At 67.3% G+C, this 18,822-nt stretch carries 18 protein-coding genes; 6 read left to right on the forward strand and 12 right to left on the reverse strand.

What is annotated here, in order from left to right:
• The first annotated feature begins 40 nt into the window (after positions 1-40).
• On the forward strand, positions 41-1,006 hold the full coding sequence (locus HV793_RS21390) for an AraC-like ligand-binding domain-containing protein (protein ID WP_175213909.1): 966 nt from the start codon (positions 41-43) through the stop codon (positions 1,004-1,006).
• 6 nt (positions 1,007-1,012) lie between these two features.
• Here the strand turns inward: HV793_RS21390 and HV793_RS21395 are convergent, their stop codons facing one another.
• The 5 genes from HV793_RS21395 to HV793_RS21415 form a co-directional block, all read right to left on the reverse strand.
• Entirely contained in the window at positions 1,013-1,333 is a 321-nt protein-coding gene (locus HV793_RS21395) for a DUF4148 domain-containing protein (RefSeq protein ID WP_175213910.1), read from the reverse strand.
• A 301-nt stretch (positions 1,334-1,634) separates the two neighbouring features.
• Positions 1,635-2,720 carry a helix-turn-helix transcriptional regulator gene (locus tag HV793_RS21400; protein WP_054450367.1) on the reverse strand — a complete coding sequence of 362 codons (1,086 nt, stop codon included), beginning with the start codon at positions 2,718-2,720 and terminating at the stop codon, positions 1,635-1,637.
• Positions 2,721-3,004: 284 nt separating this feature from the next.
• Positions 3,005-4,090, reverse strand: coding sequence for an ABC transporter substrate-binding protein (locus HV793_RS21405; RefSeq protein WP_054450368.1), 1,086 nt, complete (start codon positions 4,088-4,090; stop codon positions 3,005-3,007).
• On the reverse strand, positions 4,080-5,549 hold the full coding sequence (locus HV793_RS21410; protein WP_244958687.1) for a sensor histidine kinase: 1,470 nt from the start codon (positions 5,547-5,549) through the stop codon (positions 4,080-4,082). Before HV793_RS21410 ends, HV793_RS21405 begins: the two co-directional genes overlap by 11 nt.
• A complete protein-coding gene (locus HV793_RS21415; RefSeq protein WP_054450369.1) occupies positions 5,506-6,213 on the reverse strand; it encodes a response regulator transcription factor in 708 nt (235 codons plus the stop codon). The genes HV793_RS21410 and HV793_RS21415 overlap by 44 nt, the downstream gene beginning before the upstream one ends.
• A 156-nt stretch (positions 6,214-6,369) precedes the next feature.
• Between HV793_RS21415 and HV793_RS21420 the strand changes: the two genes are divergently transcribed.
• Positions 6,370-7,710, forward strand: a complete 1,341-nt coding sequence (locus HV793_RS21420) for a CitMHS family transporter (RefSeq protein WP_054450371.1) — start codon at positions 6,370-6,372, stop codon at positions 7,708-7,710.
• Between the two features lie 38 nt (positions 7,711-7,748).
• Positions 7,749-8,489, forward strand: a complete 741-nt coding sequence (locus HV793_RS21425) for an SDR family oxidoreductase (RefSeq protein WP_054450373.1) — start codon at positions 7,749-7,751, stop codon at positions 8,487-8,489.
• Between the two features lie 10 nt (positions 8,490-8,499).
• Here the strand turns inward: HV793_RS21425 and HV793_RS21430 are convergent, their stop codons facing one another.
• Complete coding sequence (locus tag HV793_RS21430; RefSeq protein ID WP_054450375.1) at positions 8,500-9,465, reverse strand: tripartite tricarboxylate transporter substrate binding protein; 966 nt, start codon at positions 9,463-9,465, stop codon at positions 8,500-8,502.
• A 41-nt stretch (positions 9,466-9,506) separates the two neighbouring features.
• Positions 9,507-10,838 carry an arylsulfatase gene (locus HV793_RS21435; protein ID WP_054450376.1) on the reverse strand — a complete coding sequence of 444 codons (1,332 nt, stop codon included), beginning with the start codon at positions 10,836-10,838 and terminating at the stop codon, positions 9,507-9,509.
• A 96-nt stretch (positions 10,839-10,934) separates the two neighbouring features.
• Between HV793_RS21435 and HV793_RS21440 the strand changes: the two genes are divergently transcribed.
• The gene (locus tag HV793_RS21440) at positions 10,935-11,828 is read left to right on the forward strand and encodes a LysR family transcriptional regulator (RefSeq protein WP_175213911.1); all 894 of its coding nucleotides are present in this window, start codon (positions 10,935-10,937) and stop codon (positions 11,826-11,828) included.
• Here HV793_RS21440 and HV793_RS21445 read toward each other — a convergent pair.
• The 5 genes from HV793_RS21445 to HV793_RS21465 are packed head-to-tail and all read right to left on the reverse strand — an operon-like array spanning position 11,825 to position 16,198.
• Positions 11,825-12,619 (reverse strand): SDR family NAD(P)-dependent oxidoreductase, encoded by a 795-nt coding sequence (locus HV793_RS21445; RefSeq protein ID WP_175181202.1) that lies wholly within the window; start codon positions 12,617-12,619, stop codon positions 11,825-11,827. The genes HV793_RS21440 and HV793_RS21445 overlap by 4 nt on opposite strands.
• Positions 12,619-13,413: an ABC transporter permease gene (locus tag HV793_RS21450; RefSeq protein ID WP_054450381.1), complete on the reverse strand. Its 795-nt coding sequence runs from the start codon at positions 13,411-13,413 to the stop codon at positions 12,619-12,621. Before HV793_RS21450 ends, HV793_RS21445 begins: the two co-directional genes overlap by 1 nt.
• A complete protein-coding gene (locus HV793_RS21455) occupies positions 13,401-14,210 on the reverse strand; it encodes an ABC transporter permease (protein ID WP_054450384.1) in 810 nt (269 codons plus the stop codon). The genes HV793_RS21450 and HV793_RS21455 overlap by 13 nt, the downstream gene beginning before the upstream one ends.
• Positions 14,203-15,126: an NAD(P)-dependent oxidoreductase gene (locus HV793_RS21460; protein WP_054450385.1), complete on the reverse strand. Its 924-nt coding sequence runs from the start codon at positions 15,124-15,126 to the stop codon at positions 14,203-14,205. Before HV793_RS21460 ends, HV793_RS21455 begins: the two co-directional genes overlap by 8 nt.
• Before the next feature lie 19 nt (positions 15,127-15,145).
• A complete protein-coding gene (locus HV793_RS21465; protein WP_175181203.1) occupies positions 15,146-16,198 on the reverse strand; it encodes a LacI family DNA-binding transcriptional regulator in 1,053 nt (350 codons plus the stop codon).
• A gap of 221 nt (positions 16,199-16,419) precedes the next feature.
• Here HV793_RS21465 and HV793_RS21470 point away from each other — a divergent pair, with 221 nt between their 5' ends.
• Both HV793_RS21470 and hpsN read left to right on the forward strand, forming a co-directional pair.
• A complete protein-coding gene (locus HV793_RS21470) occupies positions 16,420-17,472 on the forward strand; it encodes an ABC transporter substrate-binding protein (protein ID WP_054450387.1) in 1,053 nt (350 codons plus the stop codon).
• A 30-nt stretch (positions 17,473-17,502) separates the two neighbouring features.
• Entirely contained in the window at positions 17,503-18,816 is a 1,314-nt protein-coding gene (hpsN, locus tag HV793_RS21475) for a sulfopropanediol 3-dehydrogenase (RefSeq protein WP_054450388.1), read from the forward strand.
• Positions 18,817-18,822 lie beyond the last annotated feature (6 nt).

Genomic DNA, 18,822 nt, shown 5'->3' on the forward strand with positions numbered 1-18,822 from the left:
AGAAGATGGCGGCCCCAGTCGGCATGATCCGGTACTCAACATGAGCGCGCAGGCCTACCACCACACCACCGATGTCATAGCGCCGCAGGAGCAGTTCGCGTATTGGCGCGATGCAATCTGCGATGCCTACGTGCCGCTCGAACCCGAGCGTGACGCCGCGCGCAGCTTTCGCGGCCAGATCGACGGCCTGCTGCTGCCGGACCTGCACGGCTCGACCATCACCGCCCAATCCCATGTGGTCAGGCTGTCCGCGGCCGGTCTCTCGGCCCGCAAGCAATCCCCATTCTTCGCCAATTTGCTGTGCGCGGGAGAGGCCCTGGTTTCGCAGGACGGAAGCGCCATGCGGGCGCGGGCTGGCGACGTCTACGTGGTGGATTGCGCTTCGCCCTGGGAAGTCGATTTCCGCACCGATTTCCGCATGTTCTGCATAGAAATCCCGGAAGGCCTCTTGCGGCCGCAACTGGGCCGGCGCGGGCGGCTGGCCCTGCCGGTGCTGGACGGAAGTTCAGGGGCAGGGCGGGTGCTGGCCAGCTACATGCGCCTGGTCAGCGAACTGCCGGCAAACGAGTTGCAGCAGGTGCAGGCGCTGATGGTCAGGCATTGCAGCGAACTGCTGTCGCGGACGCAGCTCGAAGGGGCGGATGCCGGCGCGCAGATCGCCGAACGGGTGCGCCACGAAGTCCTGGACCGCATTCTGGCGCTGGTGCAGCGGCGTTTGGCCGATCGCGGCCTGACGCCGGCTTCGGCCAGCGAGGAGCTCGGCATCTCCCGCAGCTATCTGTTCAAGATCATGGCCGAGCATGGCCTGAGCTTCAGCGCTTACGTGCGGCAGTGCCGGCTGGAAAGGTGCCGCCTGGCCATCGAGGCCCAGCCTGGCCGCTCCATCGCGGACATCGCCGCCAGCTGGGGATTCGAGGAAGTTTCCACATTCAATCGGGCGTACCGCGCGCACTATGGCCGCTCGCCAGGCAGCGAGCGCGGCGGTGCGTCCTTGCGGGCTCAATAGCGCGCATCACCATTTGCCCTGGCCCTGCGACTGCTGCATCTGCGGGGCGTTGGCAGGCCTGACCGTGTCGACATACTTCCGGTAGGCGGCGACATACTCGGGGCTATTGATGTCAGGGGTGCTGTCGCTGTCCCAGTTTCTTTCAACGCCGGATTGCTTCCAGGCGGCCAGGTCGCGTTCGACTTGATCGCGGCTGAGTTGGACGTCGGAGGGCGGAGCTGCGGTGGTTGGGGCGGCGGACATTTGCGCGGCCGCGGGGCCGGAGAGCAGGGCGCAGGCCGCCAGGACGACGGGAATCATGGCGCGGACGGTTAGGGCAGTTTTCATGAAATGCTCCTGATGACGAGAGTGACCGCAGCATTGGAGACCGGTGTCCATGGGGGCTCGCGGCAATGCAGCCCGGTGCAGGGACAGCTGCGCAACCGGATTGGCGCATTGGTTTTTTTCTTGGGCAGGCCGGCCCGGCCCGCGGCGCGCGCGGACACGTACCTGGCGCTGGGTTCCACCGCCAGGTTTACGACTCGGGCCGGACCGGGCGTCCGGGCCTCATGCCTTTGTGCTCATCGTAGGACGGCGCGGGTGGGCGCCACATACTCAATATTGGGTACGTCATACCGATGGCGCGCGCTCAGAGCAGCGAGGCGAGCCTGACCAGTTCGGACTGGCGATTGCATTCCATCTTGTTGAGCAGGGACGCCACCTGTTTACGCACGGTCAGCACCGAGGCGTGGCGCAGGGTCGCGACTTCCTCCACGCTGTGTCCCATCGCAAGACCGGCCAGCACAGCGGCTTCCGCGTGCGTGATCGAGAACACGGATTCCAGTCTGTCGACGTCAGGTTGGGCAAAGGCGCTTTTTCTGCGCATGCGCACCAGCAGCATGCGGCTGCCGATCAGGCTCAGCGCTTGCGGGGCCGCGCTGATGTCGATCCAGGTCAATTCGCCCCATCCGGCGGCTGCCGCCAGGGACCGCGCCTTGCCGTCGCGCGCGACCGCCTGGCAATACGCGTCGAACAAGGCCTGTATCTTCGCGTCGGGATGGCGCAGCTTGCCGCCGCGCACGTTCCAGCCATGGCCGTCGCTCAGATAGTGCATGGCGAGGGCCGATCTCTTGTCTACCATCGCGTCGTGGCTGACCAGCAGCACGGCTTCGCCGACATCCGAGAGTGCGCTTTCAATGGCTGTCCAACCGATGGCGAGCGCCTTTTCGCGTTGGGCCAACCGGCTTTTCAGCAGGCGGAAGTAATGGGCTACGTCGCCGGACTGAAGCCGTTCGCTGGCCTTGTCGTCCACGGTCGAGCGTTGGAAGGCGATGGCGGCGCGCAGCATGGCGCTGGATTCGATTACCAGGCACAGCACTTGCGCCATCCGGTGCTTGAGCATGAAGTCCGTGTAGAACTCGGAACGCTGCAGCTGCTTGTGGCCGCACATGTTGGCGGTATCCAGCCAAGTGCCCACGGGCAGCAGCCGCGAATCCTGTTCGACGATGTCGCAGCTGTAGTAATGGTTGCGGTAGTCCGTGGCGGCGGCTTCGGGAAAGCTGACGGTGGACAGGTCCAGCAGCTTGTGGCGGGCATCGAAGACGATCAAGGTGCCGCTGTCCGCACCCACCATGTCGCGGGCGGTCAGCAGGATGTCATGCCAGGGCGGATCGGGATCCGCCAGACGGTCCAGGGCTTCGATCGCGCGCCGGACGGCAATCTGGTGTTCGGCCATTTCGTGCCTCCAACTCTGGTTCAGACGCAAACGCTGTCACGTATCACAGATCGTTGTAGAGGTGGCTCCGGCCAGATCGGGGGAGCGCTGCGCGGCGGTGATTTGCCGGCATGGGAGAGGCTGGCCGGCCTGGATTGCCGCGGCGCTGCCACAAGGAAATTATCCTCGCAAAACCCCGGGGCGGATGAAAAAAGTGGGTGCATTGTCCGGACAAAAAGGGTCCGGATTCAGAGGTGGTCTTGGTGTACCGGGTTGTGTATACCAGTGCGGGCGGGGAGATCGCGTCAGTGGTGGGGGCCGCCGGGCGGACGGACCGCCGCGCGCCACAGATCCAGGAAATGCCGCTTCTTGAGTGCATCCAGATACACCAACAGTCCTACGCCCAGCGCCACCGGCCGCACGCCCGCTTCCGGGTTGGCCGATGCGCTCACGGGCCGCATGCCCGATTGCCGCGCGACCATTTCCTGGCCCCGCGGCGACAGCAGATAGTCCAGGAACATCGCGCCCAGATCCGCCCGCGGCGCCTGTCGGGGAATGATGGCGGAGCGCGACAGCATCAACGTGTAGTCCTGCGGATAGACGATGGCCAGCGGCGCGCCCAGGTCGATGCGGTGCCGGGTGTAGGACTCCAGCAGGTTGTAGGCCAGCGTGATCTCGCCGCGTTCGAGCTTGTCCAGCGCGTCTTCGGTGGACGCGTGCACGGCCACGCGGTTGCGGCCCAGTTCGGCCAGCAGCGCGCCAGCCATGCTGTCCAGCCGCGTGTCCTGCGTGGCCGCCAGGTAGCCGATGCCGCTGCCCTCGACGTCGTAAGTGGAGATCGCGCCGGCCAGGGGCTGGTCCGGCGCCTGCAGCAGGGACAGCAGCTCGCGCCGGGTGCGCGGCGCCCTTGCGGACGCGAGCTTGCTGGTGTTGTAGACCATGACGATGGGATCGGTGCCGATGCTGAAGACCTCGTCGCGCCAGTTGGCCCAGGCGGGCAGGGCGCGGGTCTCCGGCGAGATGTGGGGTTGCGCGTAGCCGTCGTTGACCAGTTTGGTCTGCAGGTCCATCGCGCTGCTGATGACGATGTCGGGGCCGGATCTGGTTGCCGGCGCCTGCGTGGCGCGGGAAACCGTCCCGGCATACAGCTCCTGCGTGGACAGCTCGGTGTATTCCAGGCGCAGGCCGGGGTTGAGCCTGCTGAAGTCTTCCAGCACGCCGCGGAACACCTGCACGCTGTTGGATGCGTGCACGACCAGTACGTTCCTGCTGTCCGCGGGCCCCAGCGTCAGGCCGTCGGCGCTGGTTTCCGCGGCGTTGCCGGCAGCAAAGGGCAGCAGCGCGGTGAGCGCCGCCAGCAGGCGCAGGGGTTTCAGGAGATCAAGCTTCATGGGGGCGGGGCGGCAGCGTGACCACGGCGTCCAGGCCGCCGCCCACGCGGTTGCTCAGGGCCAGCCGGCCCTGATGGATGTCGACCACGCGCTTGATGATGGACAGGCCCAGGCCGGCGCCGGACGCGCGCGGGTTGGGACCGCGCACGAAGCGCTCGAAGGCGGCGTTGGCCAGCGCCGGCGGTATGCCCGGACCCTGGTCGGATACGGATATGCGCCAGCCATCGTCCTCCGGCTCCAGCCGCACGTCGATGTGGCCGTCGTCCGTGGCGCCGTGACGCAGGGCGTTGTCGATAAGGTTCTTGAACGCTTCGCGCAGCATCAGGCTGTCGCCCAGCACGGTGGGCGGATTGCCGGGCGCAGTGGCGGGCAGATGCAGGCGCAAGTCGGGCTGGGGATCGGCTTGCGGGACCGTGTCATACACCGCCTGCCGCAGCAGCTCGGCCAGGTCCACCGGCTGGAACTGGCGCACGTTGCTGCGGTGGATGACGCTGGCGTCGCTCAGCAGCTGGTTGACCAGGCGCGAGAGTTTCTCGGCGTTGCGCAGCACGGCCAGCAGGCTGCGGCGCTGTTCGGCGGGATCTTCCTCGTCCAGCGCCACTTCCATCTGTGCGTGCAGCGCGGCCAGCGGCGTGCGCAGCTGATGCGCGGCTTCGGCGATGAAGAGGCGCAGGGTGTCCAGGTTTTCCGACAGGCGCGCCATGAAGCCATCCAGCGAGTGCACCAGCGTGTCGAGTTCCTCCGGCACGGGAGCGGCGATGGGATGCAGGTCCGCCGCGCTGCGGGCGGCCAGTTCGCGCTCGATACGGCGGATCGGCGACAGCGAGCGCAGCAGGCCCCAGTAGGCCACCGCCAGCGCCGCGGCGGTAAAGCCGATCAGCGCCAGCGTGCCTTGCCACAAGATGCCCGCTGCCAGCGCGTTGCGGGCTTCGCGGGTCTGTGCGACCTGGATGAGGGCGGTCTCGGCATTGCGGGGACCGGCGATCTTGCGTTCCATCCAGGCGATGCGCACCGGCTCGCCCTGGTAGCTGGCGTCGTACAGGCGGGGCGAGTACGCCGGGCCTTCGCTGCCACGGGCGGGCGGCGCTGGCAGGTCCGCATAGCCGGAAATCAGTGCGCCGCCCGCGTCGCCGACACGATAGAACACGCGGTCGCGCGGCGCCTGCTCCAGCAGCGCCAGCGAGGCATAAGGCATGTCCATGCGCCATTCTCCCTGCACCAGCTGCAGGCTGTCGGCGATGGACAGCACCGAGGAACGCAGCAACTGGTCGTAGGTGGTGTCGGCGGTCTGATTGGCGTAGCCGCGCACCAGCAGATACAGCGTGGCCAGGGCGGCGACGAACAGCGCAAGCAGCATGGCCAGCAGGCGGCGCTTGATCGAGATGCGGCCCTGCGCGGCGGCGGGCGTGGCGGGGTCACTCCCGGCCGGGGCCGGGCGCGGCGGGGCGGTCGTGGTCATCGGTGGCGGTCAGGAGGTAGCCGGTGCCGCGCTGCGTTTCGATGCGCAGCGGCGAGCCTTCGAGCTTGCGGCGCAGCCGGGCGATGTAGACCTCGATGGCGTTGGGCGCGGCATCGTCGTCGAAGGCGAACAGCTTGTTGGCGATTTCGGTCTTGCTGACGGCGCGGTTCATGCCGGCCAGCAGGATTTCCAGCAGGCTGTATTCGCGCTTGGGCAGTTCGATGCGCTGGCCGGCCAGCGTGACCTGGCGCGCGGCGCTGTCGATGACCAGCTCGCCAAAGCGCAGCATGCCGGACGCCTGGGGGCTGGGGCGGCGCAGCAGGGCGCGGCAGCGGGCTTCCAGCTCGCGGAAATCGAAGGGCTTGGCCAGGTAGTCGTCGGCGCCGGTATCCAGGGCGTGGACGCGGTCTTCGATGTCGATGCGGGCGGTCAGCGCCAGCACGGGCGTCTTGCTGCCGCGGTCACGCAGGCGGTGCAGGATGTCGAAGCCCGACATGCGGGGCAGGCCGATGTCCAGAATGACGAGGTCGAAGGTTTCGTATTGCAGCACGCCGTCAGCGCTGAGGCCGTCGTTCTGGCAGTCGACTGCATGGCCGAGACGGCGCAGCCGGCGCACGAGTGCGTCGGCCAGGTCCGCGTCGTCTTCGATCACCAGTATGCGCATAGGGGCGATTGTCGCATGGCTGGACTAGCCCCCCCGCGCCGCACCCGCGTTCAAAAACGACAGGTTGCCGACAGCTTTTATTTCTAGTCTTGCGGTCGCGCATCCCCAGCCGGAGGCGCGTTTACGCATAACAACGACTAGTCGGAGATAACCCTCATGCTTCTGACCCTGCTTGGCTTCGGCATGGTGATCACGTTCATGACGCTGATCATGACCAAGCGCCTGTCGCCGCTGGTGGCGCTGATCCTTGTCCCCATTATTTTCGCCCTGCTGGGCGGGTTCGGGTCGGGCATCGACAAGATGATGCTGGACGGCATCCGCAAGATCGCGCCCACCGGCGTGATGCTGATGTTCGCCATCCTGTATTTCGGGGTCATGATCGACGCCGGCCTGTTCGATCCCATCGTGGGCCGCATCCTGCGCGCGGTGAAGGGCGATCCGCTGAAGATCGTGGTGGGCACGACCGTGCTGGCGCTGGTGATTTCGCTGGACGGCGACGGTTCGACCACCTACATGATCGTGGTGGCGTCGATGCTGCCGCTGTATCGCCGCCTGAAGATGAACGCGCTGTCCATGACCTGTCTGGCGATGCTGGCCAGCGGCGTCATGAACCTGACGCCCTGGGGCGGCCCGACGGCGCGCGCCGCAAGCGCCTTGCACGTGGACGCGGGCGACATCTTCGTGCCGCTGGTGCCGGTAATGGGCGTGGCCATTGTCGCCATCCTGATCCTGGCGTTCTGCCTGGGCCTGCGTGAACGCCGCCGCCTGGGCGTGCTGTCGCTGCCGGACGGCGCTTCGCTGCACGCCGGCTATGACGAGGACGGTCCCAAGAACCTGCCCGAGATCGAGGTCGACCAGGACCTGCGCCGCCCCAAGCTGCTGTGGGTGAACGCCGGACTGACGCTGGCCCTGATGGTGAGCCTGGTGATGGGCGTGCTGCCGCTGCCGGTGCTGTTCATGATCGCCTTCGCGATCGCGCTGGTCATCAACTATCCGGACCTGGCCGAGCAGCGCCGCCGCGTCGCGCAGCACGCGGGCAATGTGCTGTCGGTGGTGTCGCTGATCTTCGCGGCCGGGATCTTCACCGGCATCCTGTCGGGCACGGGCATGGTCGAGGCGATGTCGCGCAGCCTGCTGGCGGTGATTCCGGACGCCATGGGCCCGTACCTGGCCGGCATTACCGCCCTGGTGAGCCTGCCCTTCACCTTCTTCATGTCCAACGACGCCTTCTACTTCGGCGTGCTGCCCATCCTGAGCGAAGCGGCCCAGGGCTACGGCATTTCGCCGGTCGAGATGGCGCGCGCCTCGCTGATCGGCCAGCCCGTGCACCTGCTGAGCCCGCTGGTGCCTTCGACCTACCTGCTGGTCGGCCTGGCCGGCGTGGACTTCGGCGACCACCAGCGCTATTCGCTCAAGTGGGCCACGATGGTCTGCCTGGTGATGCTGGCCGCGGCGCTGGCGTTCGGCCTGTTCCCGCTGGTCGGCCAGATCGGCTGAGCGGCGGCGCGATACCGTCTTTTCAAAAGGGGAAGTACATGGCTTTGCGCATTGCTTACGTCACCAGCGGAATGGGCCACACGGGCACCGCGATCTGCCAGGCGCTGCACAACGCGGGACACCGCGTGGTGGCAGGCTGCGGGCCGCGCTCCTCGCGCAAGGACCACTGGCTGAAGGAACAGAAATCCCTGGGCTACGACTTCGTCGCCTCCGAGGGCGACGCCACGGATTGGGCCTCGACCGAGGCGGCCTTCGCCAAGGTGCGGCGCGAGGTCGGCGAGATCGACGTGCTGGTGAACAATGCTGGCGCCATGCTGGACATGCGCTTTCGCCAGATGAGCCAGGCGGACTGGTCCGCGGTGCTGCGCAGCAATCTGGACACGCTGTTCAACACCACCAAGCAGGTGGTCGACAGCATGGCGGATCGCGGCTGGGGCCGCATCATCAACATCGGCTCCGTGGCCGCGGAGAAGGGCCAGATCGGCCAGATCAACTACGCCACCGCCAAGGGCGCCGTGATCGGCTTCACCCGTTCGCTGGCCCAGGAAGTCGCGGCCCGCGGCGTGACCGTCAACCTGGCCTCGCCGGGCTTCATTGCCGACGACACCGTGAAGGCGTTCCCGCCGGCGCTACTGGACCGTATCGTCGAAAGCGTGCCGGTGGGCCGGCTGGGTACTGCCAAGGATCTGGCGGGGCTGTGCGCCTGGCTGGCGTCGGATGAGGCGGCGTTCGTGACGGGAGCCAACTACGCCATCAATGGCGGCGTGTATATGAGTTGAGGGCAGGTTCTCAATTCGCCAGCTTCACCGCCCCGCTGTCGATCAGCTTCTGCCACTTGGCGCTGTCGGCCTGGATGAATGACTGCAATTCCTCTCGCGAGCCGCCGCCGGCGATCATGCCGGCGTTTTCCAGGGCGGCCTTGAATTCGGGCGTGGCGACGGCGGCGCGCAGCGCGGCGTTGACCTGGTCCAGCTGCGCGGCCGGGATGTCCTTGCTGGCCGCGACCGAGAACCACTGGGTGGCGGCGTAGCCCTTGAAGCCGGACTCTTCCACCGTGGGGACGTCGGGCAGGCTGTCCAGGCGGTAGGGCGTGGTGACGGCGTAGGCCTTCAGCGTGCCGGCCTTGATCTGCGGCATGACCGGTGCCGAACCCAGGATCGCCAGGGGGATCTGGCCGCCGGCCACGTCGGCCACCGCCTGGCCGCCGCCCTTGTAGGGCACATGCACGATGCGGGTGCCGGCATATTGGTTGAGCAGTTCGCCCGCCAGGTTTTGCGATGTGCCGTTGCCCGAGCTGCCGTAGCTCCATGCTTCGGGCCGCTGGCGGGCATCGGCCAGCACGTCCTGCAGGGATGCCCGGGCGTCCTTGGCGGGACCGACAATGACCATGGGGCCTTGGGCCATCAGGATGACGGGCGCCAGTTCGCGGCCGATCTCGGGCTGGGACGTGGGGTAGATCAGCGGGCCGGGCACGGTCAGCAGATAGCCGTCGCTGGCCTTGCTGCGCGCCACCAGCTGCAGGGCGATCGCGCCCGCCGCGCCGGGGCGGTTTTCCACGATAACGTTCAAGCCGCTGCGCCGCGCCAGTTCCTGCGCGGCGATGCGGGTCAGCACGTCGGCGGTGCCGCCCGGAACGAAGCCGATCACCCAGGTGATCTGCTTGCCGGGCCATTCCAGCTTGGCGTCTGCCGCGCCGGCGGTGGCGGTCAGCGCGGCGCCCAGCAGCAGCGCGCAGCAGCGGATAGCGAATTTCATGATTTCCCCTTTGTGTTTTTTTGCTCAGGCCGCCGCGCGTCTCAGCTCGGATCCGGCTTGCCGGGTGGCGTATTCGGATGCGCGGCGCAGGACTGATTGAAGGACTGCACCATTTTCAGGATGGGCCCCAGCACCCAGGTATTGAAGATGAGGATGTCGCTTTCTTCCTTGGGGTCCTGCTTCAGGTTGAAGAGGTACGGCGACTCCAGTTTTCCCTTGCCTTCGTTGACCTCGGGCTCCCAGTAGAAATGCAGCTTCCAGTCGCGCCATTTGACTGCGCGCAGGTCGTTCTTGATGTAGAACAGGAAGCCCTCGCGCAGCGAGGTCGGGCTGGCGCCGGTGAAGAAGTCGGTCTGGTCTATGCCGTCGATGGGACGGTCCTGCGGCATGGACGCGCCGCCGATGCGCGACAGCGTGGTGTACAGGTCGGTGACGTGCACGATCTCGTTGGAGACCTGGCCGGGTTGGACCTTGCCCGGCCAGCGGATCATGAAGGGCACGCGCAGGCTGCCTTCCATGGCCGTGTGGTAGGTGCCGGTCCAGGGACCGGCGGTGCCGCGGTAGGGCTTGCGGAATTCCGGGCCATTGTCGCTGCAGAAGATGAACACGGTGTCGTCGCGCAGCTTCAGTTCATCCACCGCCTGCACGATCTGGCCGACGCGGTGGTCCATTTCCACCATGGAGTCGGCGAAGTCGCCGGCGCCGGTGCGCCCCGCGAAGTCCGGGTGCGGCAGGGTGGGAAAGTGCAGGTGCACCAGCGGCAGGTACAGGAAGAAGGGGCGGCTGGCCTCTGCATGCTTGCGCATGAAGCCGATGGACCGGTCGACCAGTTCGGCGTCGATGCCGCGGCGGGTCTCCAGATCGTAGACCTTGACGTTTTCCGAAGGCGAGCCGGCCTGGCCCTGCATGATGTGCGGGATGTCGGCGACCGAGGGATCGAAGCCGATGGACGAGGTGAACTGGCTTTCGTCCGTGGTGCGCGGGATGCCATACCACTCGTCGAAGCCGCGATCGGACGGATAGCGGCCGGGGATGTCGCCCAGGTGCCACTTGCCGTAATGCGCCGTGGCGTAGCCCTGGCCGGACAATTGCTGGGCCAGCGTGATTTCATCGCGCGCCAGGCCTTGTGGCAGGCCGGGAGGGACGGATTGCAGGCAACCGGTGCGGATGGGATGGCGCCCGCTCATCAGCGCGGAGCGCGTGGGCACGCAGTCGCTTTCCACGTTGAAGTTCTGCAGCAGCAGTCCTTCCGAGGCCAGCCTGTCGATGTTGGGGGTGGGCGCGCCGCGCAGCGCGCCGCCGCCGTAGCAGCCCAGTTCGCCCCATCCCAGGTTGTCGGCCACGATCAATACGATATTGGGCTTCTTGTCCACGCGCTGCGTCTCCTGTCTGCGGGTTTATCCAGGGATTCTAGGAGCGCAGGCCCGGCTTAATATTCCTGAAGCTGAGTCTATGCATAACCAACGATTATGAATCTGTCCCTGCGCGACATCGAGTACTTCCTGGCCGTGGTGGAACACGGCAACCTGGACCGCGCCGCGGCCGCCTGCGGCGTCAGCCAGCCGGCGCTGTCCAAGTCCCTGCAACGGCTGGAAGCCGATACCGGGCTGGCGTTGCTGGACCGCGGCGGCCGCGGGCTGCGCCTGACCTCGGCGGGCCTGGCGTTCCGCGAGCATGCGCAGCGGCTCTGGGCGGAGTACCGCGACGCCGTGCGCAATGCGATGGAGCTGCGCCTGGGCGAGGCCGGGCTGCTGCGTATCGGCGCGACCGGCGCTACCGTGGACAGCGTGGTGATGCCGGCGCTGCGCCGCCTGCTGCCGCGCCGGCCCGCGCTGCGGGTGCAGCTGACGCAAGGCCAGTCGGACGATCTTAACGAGCAGGTCGCGGGCGGCAGGCTGGACCTTGCGGTGACACCGATCTATGCCGACGTGTCGGGCTCGCTGCATCAGGAATCGATACGCGAGGACGGCCTGTGCGTGGCCGCCAGCCGCAAGCACCCGCTGGCGTCGCGGCGCAAGCTGGCGTTGCGCGACCTGGCAGGCCAACGCTGGATCCTGCCCATGCAGGGGTCGGTGGCGCGCCAGGCGCTGGAGGCCCGCTATGCCGAGGCGGGCCTGGCGCAACCTGCGGCGGCGCTGGAGGTGCAGCATTTTTCCGGGGGCGCGCTGGCGTTGTTGGCGGCCTCGGACCTGCTGGCGCTGATGCCGCATAGTGCGCTGGGTCCAGGCATTGCGGAACTGCCGGTGGCGCTGGGCCGGCCTCTGCGGCGCAGCATGGCGCTGGTTACGCGCCACGGCGCCACCTGGTCGCCGCTGATGCAGGAGTTCCGCGCGGCGGTGCTGGAGGCCACGCCCCGCGCTTAGCCAGCTTGCGGAAAGCCCCCGTAGGGCGCCCATCCAGATCCTGCGATGACGCCGCCGTCGCAGGGGATGGTGGCGCCAGTGATGACCGAGGCCGCCGGCGACAGCAGGAAGAACACCACTTCCGCGATCTCGCGCGGCTGCATCAGGCGGCCCAGCGGCGTGGCGTTCAGGATCGGCGTCATGTCGCGCTCGCCCTGCCGTTCCTTGGGTTTCAGGAAGGGCGTGTCGGTCCAGCCGGGCGCGATGGCGTTGACGCGCAAGCCGCGGCGCGCCCATTGCACCGCGAGGGCTTCGGTCAGATTTACCACCGCGGCCTTGGCCGGGCCATAGGCCAGTACCGGGCCGGGGCGGAACGACAGCACGGACGCCACGTTGACGACCGCCCCGCGTCCGCGTTCGGCCATCGCGCTGCCGAATACGCGGCAGGCGATATAGGTGCCTTTCAGGTGGGAATCCACCACACGGGCCCAGGCCTCCACCGGATAGTCTTCGATGGCGGTTGGAACCTGGGCGATACCGGCGCAGTTCACCAGTCCGTTGACCGCGGGTAGGAGGGCGGCAAGCCGTTCCTGAGTGGCCCGCAGTCCGGCCTCGTCCAGCACGTCGCCCGGGGCGGCCACCGCGCGCGGCCCCAGTTCCCGCGCCAGCGTATGCGCGGCTTCCTGGTTGAGGTCAAGGATGGCCGCGTGGCCGCCCGCTTCGATCACCCGCCTGCATACCGCCGCGCCGATGCCGCTTGCGCCGCCCGTGACAATGACCGACAAGGTTGAGTCTGGCGTTGCGTGGTCCATCAACGTCCCCAGCGCGCCTTCAGGCGCTGTTCAAACATGCGCAGCGCAACGTCGATGCAGATGCCGACGATGCCGATGGCGATCATGCCGGCCATGACGATATTGGTGGCGACGTTGAGCTGCCCCTGGACCATCATGTAGCCGATGCCGTTGCCCACCACGATCAGTTCCGCGCCCACCAGCGATTGCCAGCCGATGCCGGCGCTGACGCGCAGGCCGGCCAGGATGGAAGGCAGCGACGCCGGCAGCAGCACTTCGGCCACGATGCGCGGGCCACTGGCGCCCAGCGTGCGCGAGGCTTCCAGCAGTCGCGTGTCGACGAACTTGGCGCCGCGGTAGGCGCTGATCAGGCAGGGCGGAAAGGCGCCGGCGAAGATGATCAGGGTGGGTCCGCCGATGCCGGTGCCGAACCACAGGCCGGCGAACGGCACCCAGGCGATGGGCGCCACGAAGCGCAACGCATCGAAGAACGGACTGACCACGTCGTCCAGCCAGCGGTACCAGCCCATCAGCAGGCCCAGCGGTATGCCTACCGCCGCGGCCAGCAGGAAGCCGCAGGCGAAGCGGTAGAGGCTGGCGCCCAGGTGCGTCCAGAGCGTGGCGCCGGAATAGGGTTCGCTGCTGTACTGCGCGATGGTCTGCAGCACGGTCAGCGGGCCGGGCAGGTAGTTGGGCGGGAACACGCCTGCCACGCTCAGCAGATGCCAGGCCAGGAAGAAGCCGGCCAGCCCCAGGCAGGACAAGCCGAAGGTGAAGGCGGGCGGGTCGCCCGAGGCGCGTGTCAGCGTAGCCATGGCAAGGCCCTCTTTTCGATCCATTCCAGTCCGCGTGTCATCACCGCGCCCAACAGGCCCACCCAGACCATTGCGTACAGGATCATGCCGGGCCGGATGTCCAGCGCCGCGGTGTCCAGCACCTTGCCCAGGCCGATGAAGGCGCCGATGAGTTCGGCTGCCACCAGCGTCATCCACGCGGTCTGCAGCGACAGCCGCAGGCCGGTGAAGATCATGGGCATGGAGCCGGGTATCAGGACCTCGCGCAGCATGCGGACGGGATTGCCCGCGCCGTGCACGCGCGCGGCCTCGATCAGCGTGGGGTCGATGTTGCGCACGCCTGCGTAGGTGTTGATGACGGCAGGTGTGAACGAGGACACCCAGATCAGGAAGATCTTCGCCGGATCCCCCAGGCCCAGCCACAGGATGGCCAGCGGGATCCAGGCCAGTGGCGGAATCGGGCGCAGCAGCGAGAACACCGGCCCGACCAGCGCGTCGATGCGCTTGCTGAATCCCATCAGCAGCCCCAGTGGCACGCCGGTGCCGATCGCGACCAGGAATCCCAGGAATACCAGGCGCAGGCTGTGGCCGATGTGCTGGAACAGCGTGCCGCCGGCATAGCCGGAATCGCGCGAGAGCTGCACCGCGGCCTGCCAGGTGGTGAGCGGGGTGGGAAAGCGCGCGCCATTGACCAGGCCCAGCGCCGACACGATCCACCAGGCGGCAAAGGCGATGGCGACGGCCGCCACGCCCACGGTGATTCGGCGGCGCGATGCGCGCGGCCGCCGCGCGGGCAGGGTTGCAATGTGCTCACTCATGGCCGGACCCCGTCGCCTGGCGGTCCAGATGGGCCACGTCCTCGAGCAGCAGCAGCATGGCGGTGCAATCCTGCTCCTGCCGTCCCCATGATTTGGCCAGCGCGAACATCTCGCGGGCGTAGCCGCCCAGGCCCAGCGGCGCGCCCACCGAGGCGGCCAGGTTCATGGCCAGGTTGATGTCCTTGTAGCCCATGCGCATGGGGAAGTCGGGGCTGATGTCGCCCGCCAGCACCTTGCCGGGAAAATTGGTCAGGAGCTGCCCACGCCCCGCAGTGGTGTTGGACAGCACCTTGACGACAGTGGCGCGGTCCAGCCCGAGCTTGGCGGCGAACATCAGCGCTTCGCCCGTCAGTACCATGCCGACCATGGACATGTAGTTGTTGACCAGCTTGAGCCGGATGCCCGAACCGAAAGGGCCCACGTGCACGATCTCGTTGGCCATGGCGGCGAAGATGGGCGCGGCCTGGTCGAAGTCGGCCTGCGCGCCGCCGGCCATGATCAAGGCCTTGCCCTGCGCCGCCTCGCGCGGCGTGCGCCCCACGGGGGCATCCATGCAACGCAGGCCCAGGGCTGCGAGATCGGCGGCGATGCGGTCCGTCTCGACCGCGTCGCCCGTGCTCATTTCAATGACCAGGGCGCCCGGATTCAAGCCCGCCGCCGCGCCATCGGCGCCGAACAAGGCGTCGCGGACGTGGGTCGAGGTGGGCAGCATGGTGATCGCCACGTCGCAGCCGCGGGCGGCGTCCAGTGGCGTGGCGGCCCGCCGGAAGCCGGTGTCGGCCAGGCGCTCCATGGCTGCAGGAACGACGTCGTAGCCTGATACTGCATACCCTTGCGCGGCCAGGTTGCGCAGCATCGCGCTCCCCATGACGCCCAGGCCCAGGAATGCAATGCGGGGTGATTCGATGTGTTCCATGGGGCTTGCTCCGTTGTGGTCAGCGGCCTAGCCGCGCACTGGTGCTGCTGCGCGGCGGCGCGGTGGTGTCGCGGACGATCAATTCCAGTTCGATGCAGACGTTTTCGGGCGGCGTGTCGGCATCGGCGGCCAGCAGGATCTGGGCGGCGCGCTGGCCCAGCTCGAAGGCCGGCACGTTCAGGGTGGTGATGCCGGGCCGGCAATGGGCCGCCATTTCGATATTGTCGAAGCCCGTAATCGAAATCTGCTCGGGCACGCGCAGGTTTTGCCACAGGCATTCCTGCAGCGCCCCATAGGCCAGGATGTCATTGCCGCACATGACCGCGGTGGGCGGCTCGGGCAGGCGCAGCAGGGTGGCCATGGCGCGGCGGGCTTCCGGCACGGTGTAGGGCTTTTCGATGATGTATTGCGGCGGCAGTTCGATGCCGCGGCGCGTCAGGGCGCGCGTGAAGCCGGCGACGCGGTCGGCGGCGCGGTCGTTGTCCTTGGAGATGCCGGCGATCACGCCAAGTCGGCGGTGGCCGATGTCCAGCAGGTAGTCGGCGATGCGCTGCGCAGCCGCGGCGTTGTCCCAGCCCACCATGGGCCAGGAATCGGCGGCGTCGTAATGGCAGGTGGTGACGAAGGGGATGCCCTTGGAGTGCAGCAGTTCGTAGAGTTCCGGGTCGCGGCTACGCCCGACCAGCATCATGGCGTCCACGCCGCGCTCGATCAGCGCGCGCACTTCACCCGCTTCGCGCGCGGGGCTGTAGTTGGTGCTGGCCAGCAGCAGCTGATAGCCGTGTTCGTGGATCGCTTGCTGCATGCCGTCGACCAGCTTGGCGAACAGGGCACTGTCCACCGTGGGGATGATGGCGCCCATGGTCCGGGTCTTGCGGGAAGCGAGCGAACGGGCTGCGCCGTGCGGCACGTAGCCAGCCTCGGCCAGCAGGGCCATGGCGCGCGCGCGCAGGTCGGGCCGCACTTTTTCCGGGTGGTTCAACACCCGCGACAACGTTGCCGACGAGATGCCGCCGGCGGCGGCGATGGACTTCAGGGTGTCCCCGGATAGGGGAGCCGACTTTCGCTTCATGTTTTGAAAGCGCTTTCAGAAATTTGATGGTGTGAATATACAGTTATTGAAACGCTATGGTCTATCTCTAGGGTTTTCTCGGGGTTGAACGAGATTCTTCCGCGCTTATTCTTTGTATGCGCTTTCAAAAAACGAGCCCGGACGCAGATCCGGGCCTGCTATCCGGGGAATGTCGCGGCAGCTCGCGCATGCAGACCGGAATCCACTATCGGAGACTAAGCATGTCGAGAATCCCCCGCATCCTGGGTCTGTGCCTGGCGCCGCTGGGCGCCTTGTTGTTGAGCCCGTCCGTGTCGGCCCAGACGCCGACTCCCATCAAGGTCAGCTACCAGATTGCCTATTGGGCGCTGCCGATCTACATCGCCACGGAAAAGAACTGGTGGGCGGAAGCCGGCCTGAAGCCGGAGTTCGTGGTGTATCCGGCGGGAGCGCAGCAGATTGCCGGCGCCGCATCCAAGTCCTGGGACGTGGGCGGAACGGGGTCGCCGCCCGCGGTGCTGGGCGCGCAGCGCTATGGCATCGTGACCCTCGGCGTCACTAATGACGAATCGACCGCCAACGGCGTGATGGCGCGCAAGGAAAACGCCGCCGCCGTGCGCAGCAACGCGGCCAAGGAAGTGAAGGGCAAACAGATCCTCCTCAGTCCGAACTCGACGGGCGAATACGCCACCATGGCCTGCCTGAAGAAATGGGGCATGCAGCGCAGCGATGTCAGCGTGGTCACGCTGGCCCCGGCGCAGCTGGTGTCCGCCTACACCGGCGGCAACGGCATGCTGGCCGGCACCTGGGCGCCCAATTTCTATACGCTCAACGAACAGATCGGCGCGGAAGTCGTGTGCAGCGGCAAGGACGCGGGCGTGATGATTCCTGGCGCGCTGGTGGCCCGCGGTGAATTCGCCCAGCAGAATCCGGACGCGGTCGCCAAGTTCCTGGCGGTGTACTTGCGGGCCGTCAGCTTCGAGAAGAACAACAAGGCGGAAGCCATGGGCTACCTGCGCAAGCTGTTCCAGGCCAACGGCATCAAGCTCAACGACGGTTACCTGGGACAGGAGCTGGAACGGCCGATCTTCACGCTCGACGAGCAGCTCAAGCTGATGTCGCGCACTGGCGGCAAGTCCACGCTGGACAACGCCTACGAGGCGCTGTCGGGCTACCTGAAGAGCGTGGGCACGCTCACCGAGGTGCCGGACCCCAAGGCCTACATCACGGACGACTACATGAAGCGCGTCGACCAGACCCCGGCGCTCAAGACTTTCGCCAACAAGACCAACTGAGCTTCATCCATTCTTCCGCGAGGCCATACCATGGCAGTAAGCAAGCTCAAGTCTGCGTCCAGGCAGCCCCAGGCCAACGAGGCCGCCGCGCGCGAGGTCGCCGCCGAAATGCTGGCGAACATCAAGTCGGGCGGCGAGGCCGCGGTGCGCGACTACGCCCGGCGGCTGGATAAATGGGAGGGGGACATCCTGGTCGGCGCCACCGAGATGGAACGGCGCACCGCGTCCATTCCCGACGGCATCAAGCGCGACATCGAGTTCGCCGCCGGCCAGGTGCGCAAGTTCGCGCAGGCCCAGATGGCTTCGGTGCGCGAGTTCGAGCTGGAACTCGCGCCGGGCCTGGTCGCAGGCCAGCGCCTGATACCGGTCAACGTGGCGGGCTGCTATGTGCCCACCGGGCGCTACGCGCACATCGCTTCGGCCTACATGAGTATTGCCACCGCCAAGGCGGCCGGCGTGCCCATGGTCATCGCCTGCTCCACGCCGTACCGCGGCGAGGGCATACATCCGCAAGTGCTGTATGCCATGCAGGTGGCGGGCGTGGATGCCGTGATGACGCTGGGGGGCGTGCAGGCGATCGCCGCCATGGCCTATGGCCTGTTCACCGGCAAACCGGCCGATATCATCGTCGGGCCGGGCAACAAGTTCGTGGCGGAAGCCAAGCGCATGCTCTTCGGCAGCGTGGGCATCGACGTGTTCGCCGGACCTTCGGAGGTCTGCATCATCGCCGACGCGTCGGCGGACCCGGCTATCGTCGCCTCGGATCTGGTCGGGCAGGCCGAGCATGGCCACGAGTCACCGGCCTGGCTGATCGCCACCGACCGCAAGCTGGCCGAAGCGGTGCTCAAGCAAGTGCCCGAACTGATCGCGGCCCTGCCGCCCACCGCAAGGGACGCGGCCGGCGCCGCCTGGCGCGACTACGGCGAGGTGGTGCTGTGCGATACGCGCGAAGAGGCGGTCGAGGTCTCGGACCGCTACGCCAGCGAACACCTGGAGGTCCATTGCGAAGACCTGGACTGGTGGTTCCGGCATCTGACCTGCTATGGCTCGCTGTTTCTGGGCGAGGAAACCACGGTGGCGTTCGGCGACAAGGCCAGCGGCACCAACCATATCCTGCCCACCAAGGGCGCGGCGCGCTATTCGGGCGGCCTATCCGTGCACAAGTTCATCAAGACCGTCACCTGGCAGCGCATGACGCGCCAGGCCAGCCGTGACACCGCCCAGGTGACGGCGCGGATCTCGCGCCTGGAAGGCATGGAAGCGCATGCGCGCACGGCTGACGACCGCCTGGCCAAGTACTTCCCCAAAGAGTCCTTCGAACTGGGCGAACCCGTGCGGGAGTAAAGCCAT

Source organism: Achromobacter aegrifaciens (assembly GCF_902859965.1).
Lineage (GTDB): Bacteria > Pseudomonadota > Gammaproteobacteria > Burkholderiales > Burkholderiaceae_B > Achromobacter > Achromobacter aegrifaciens.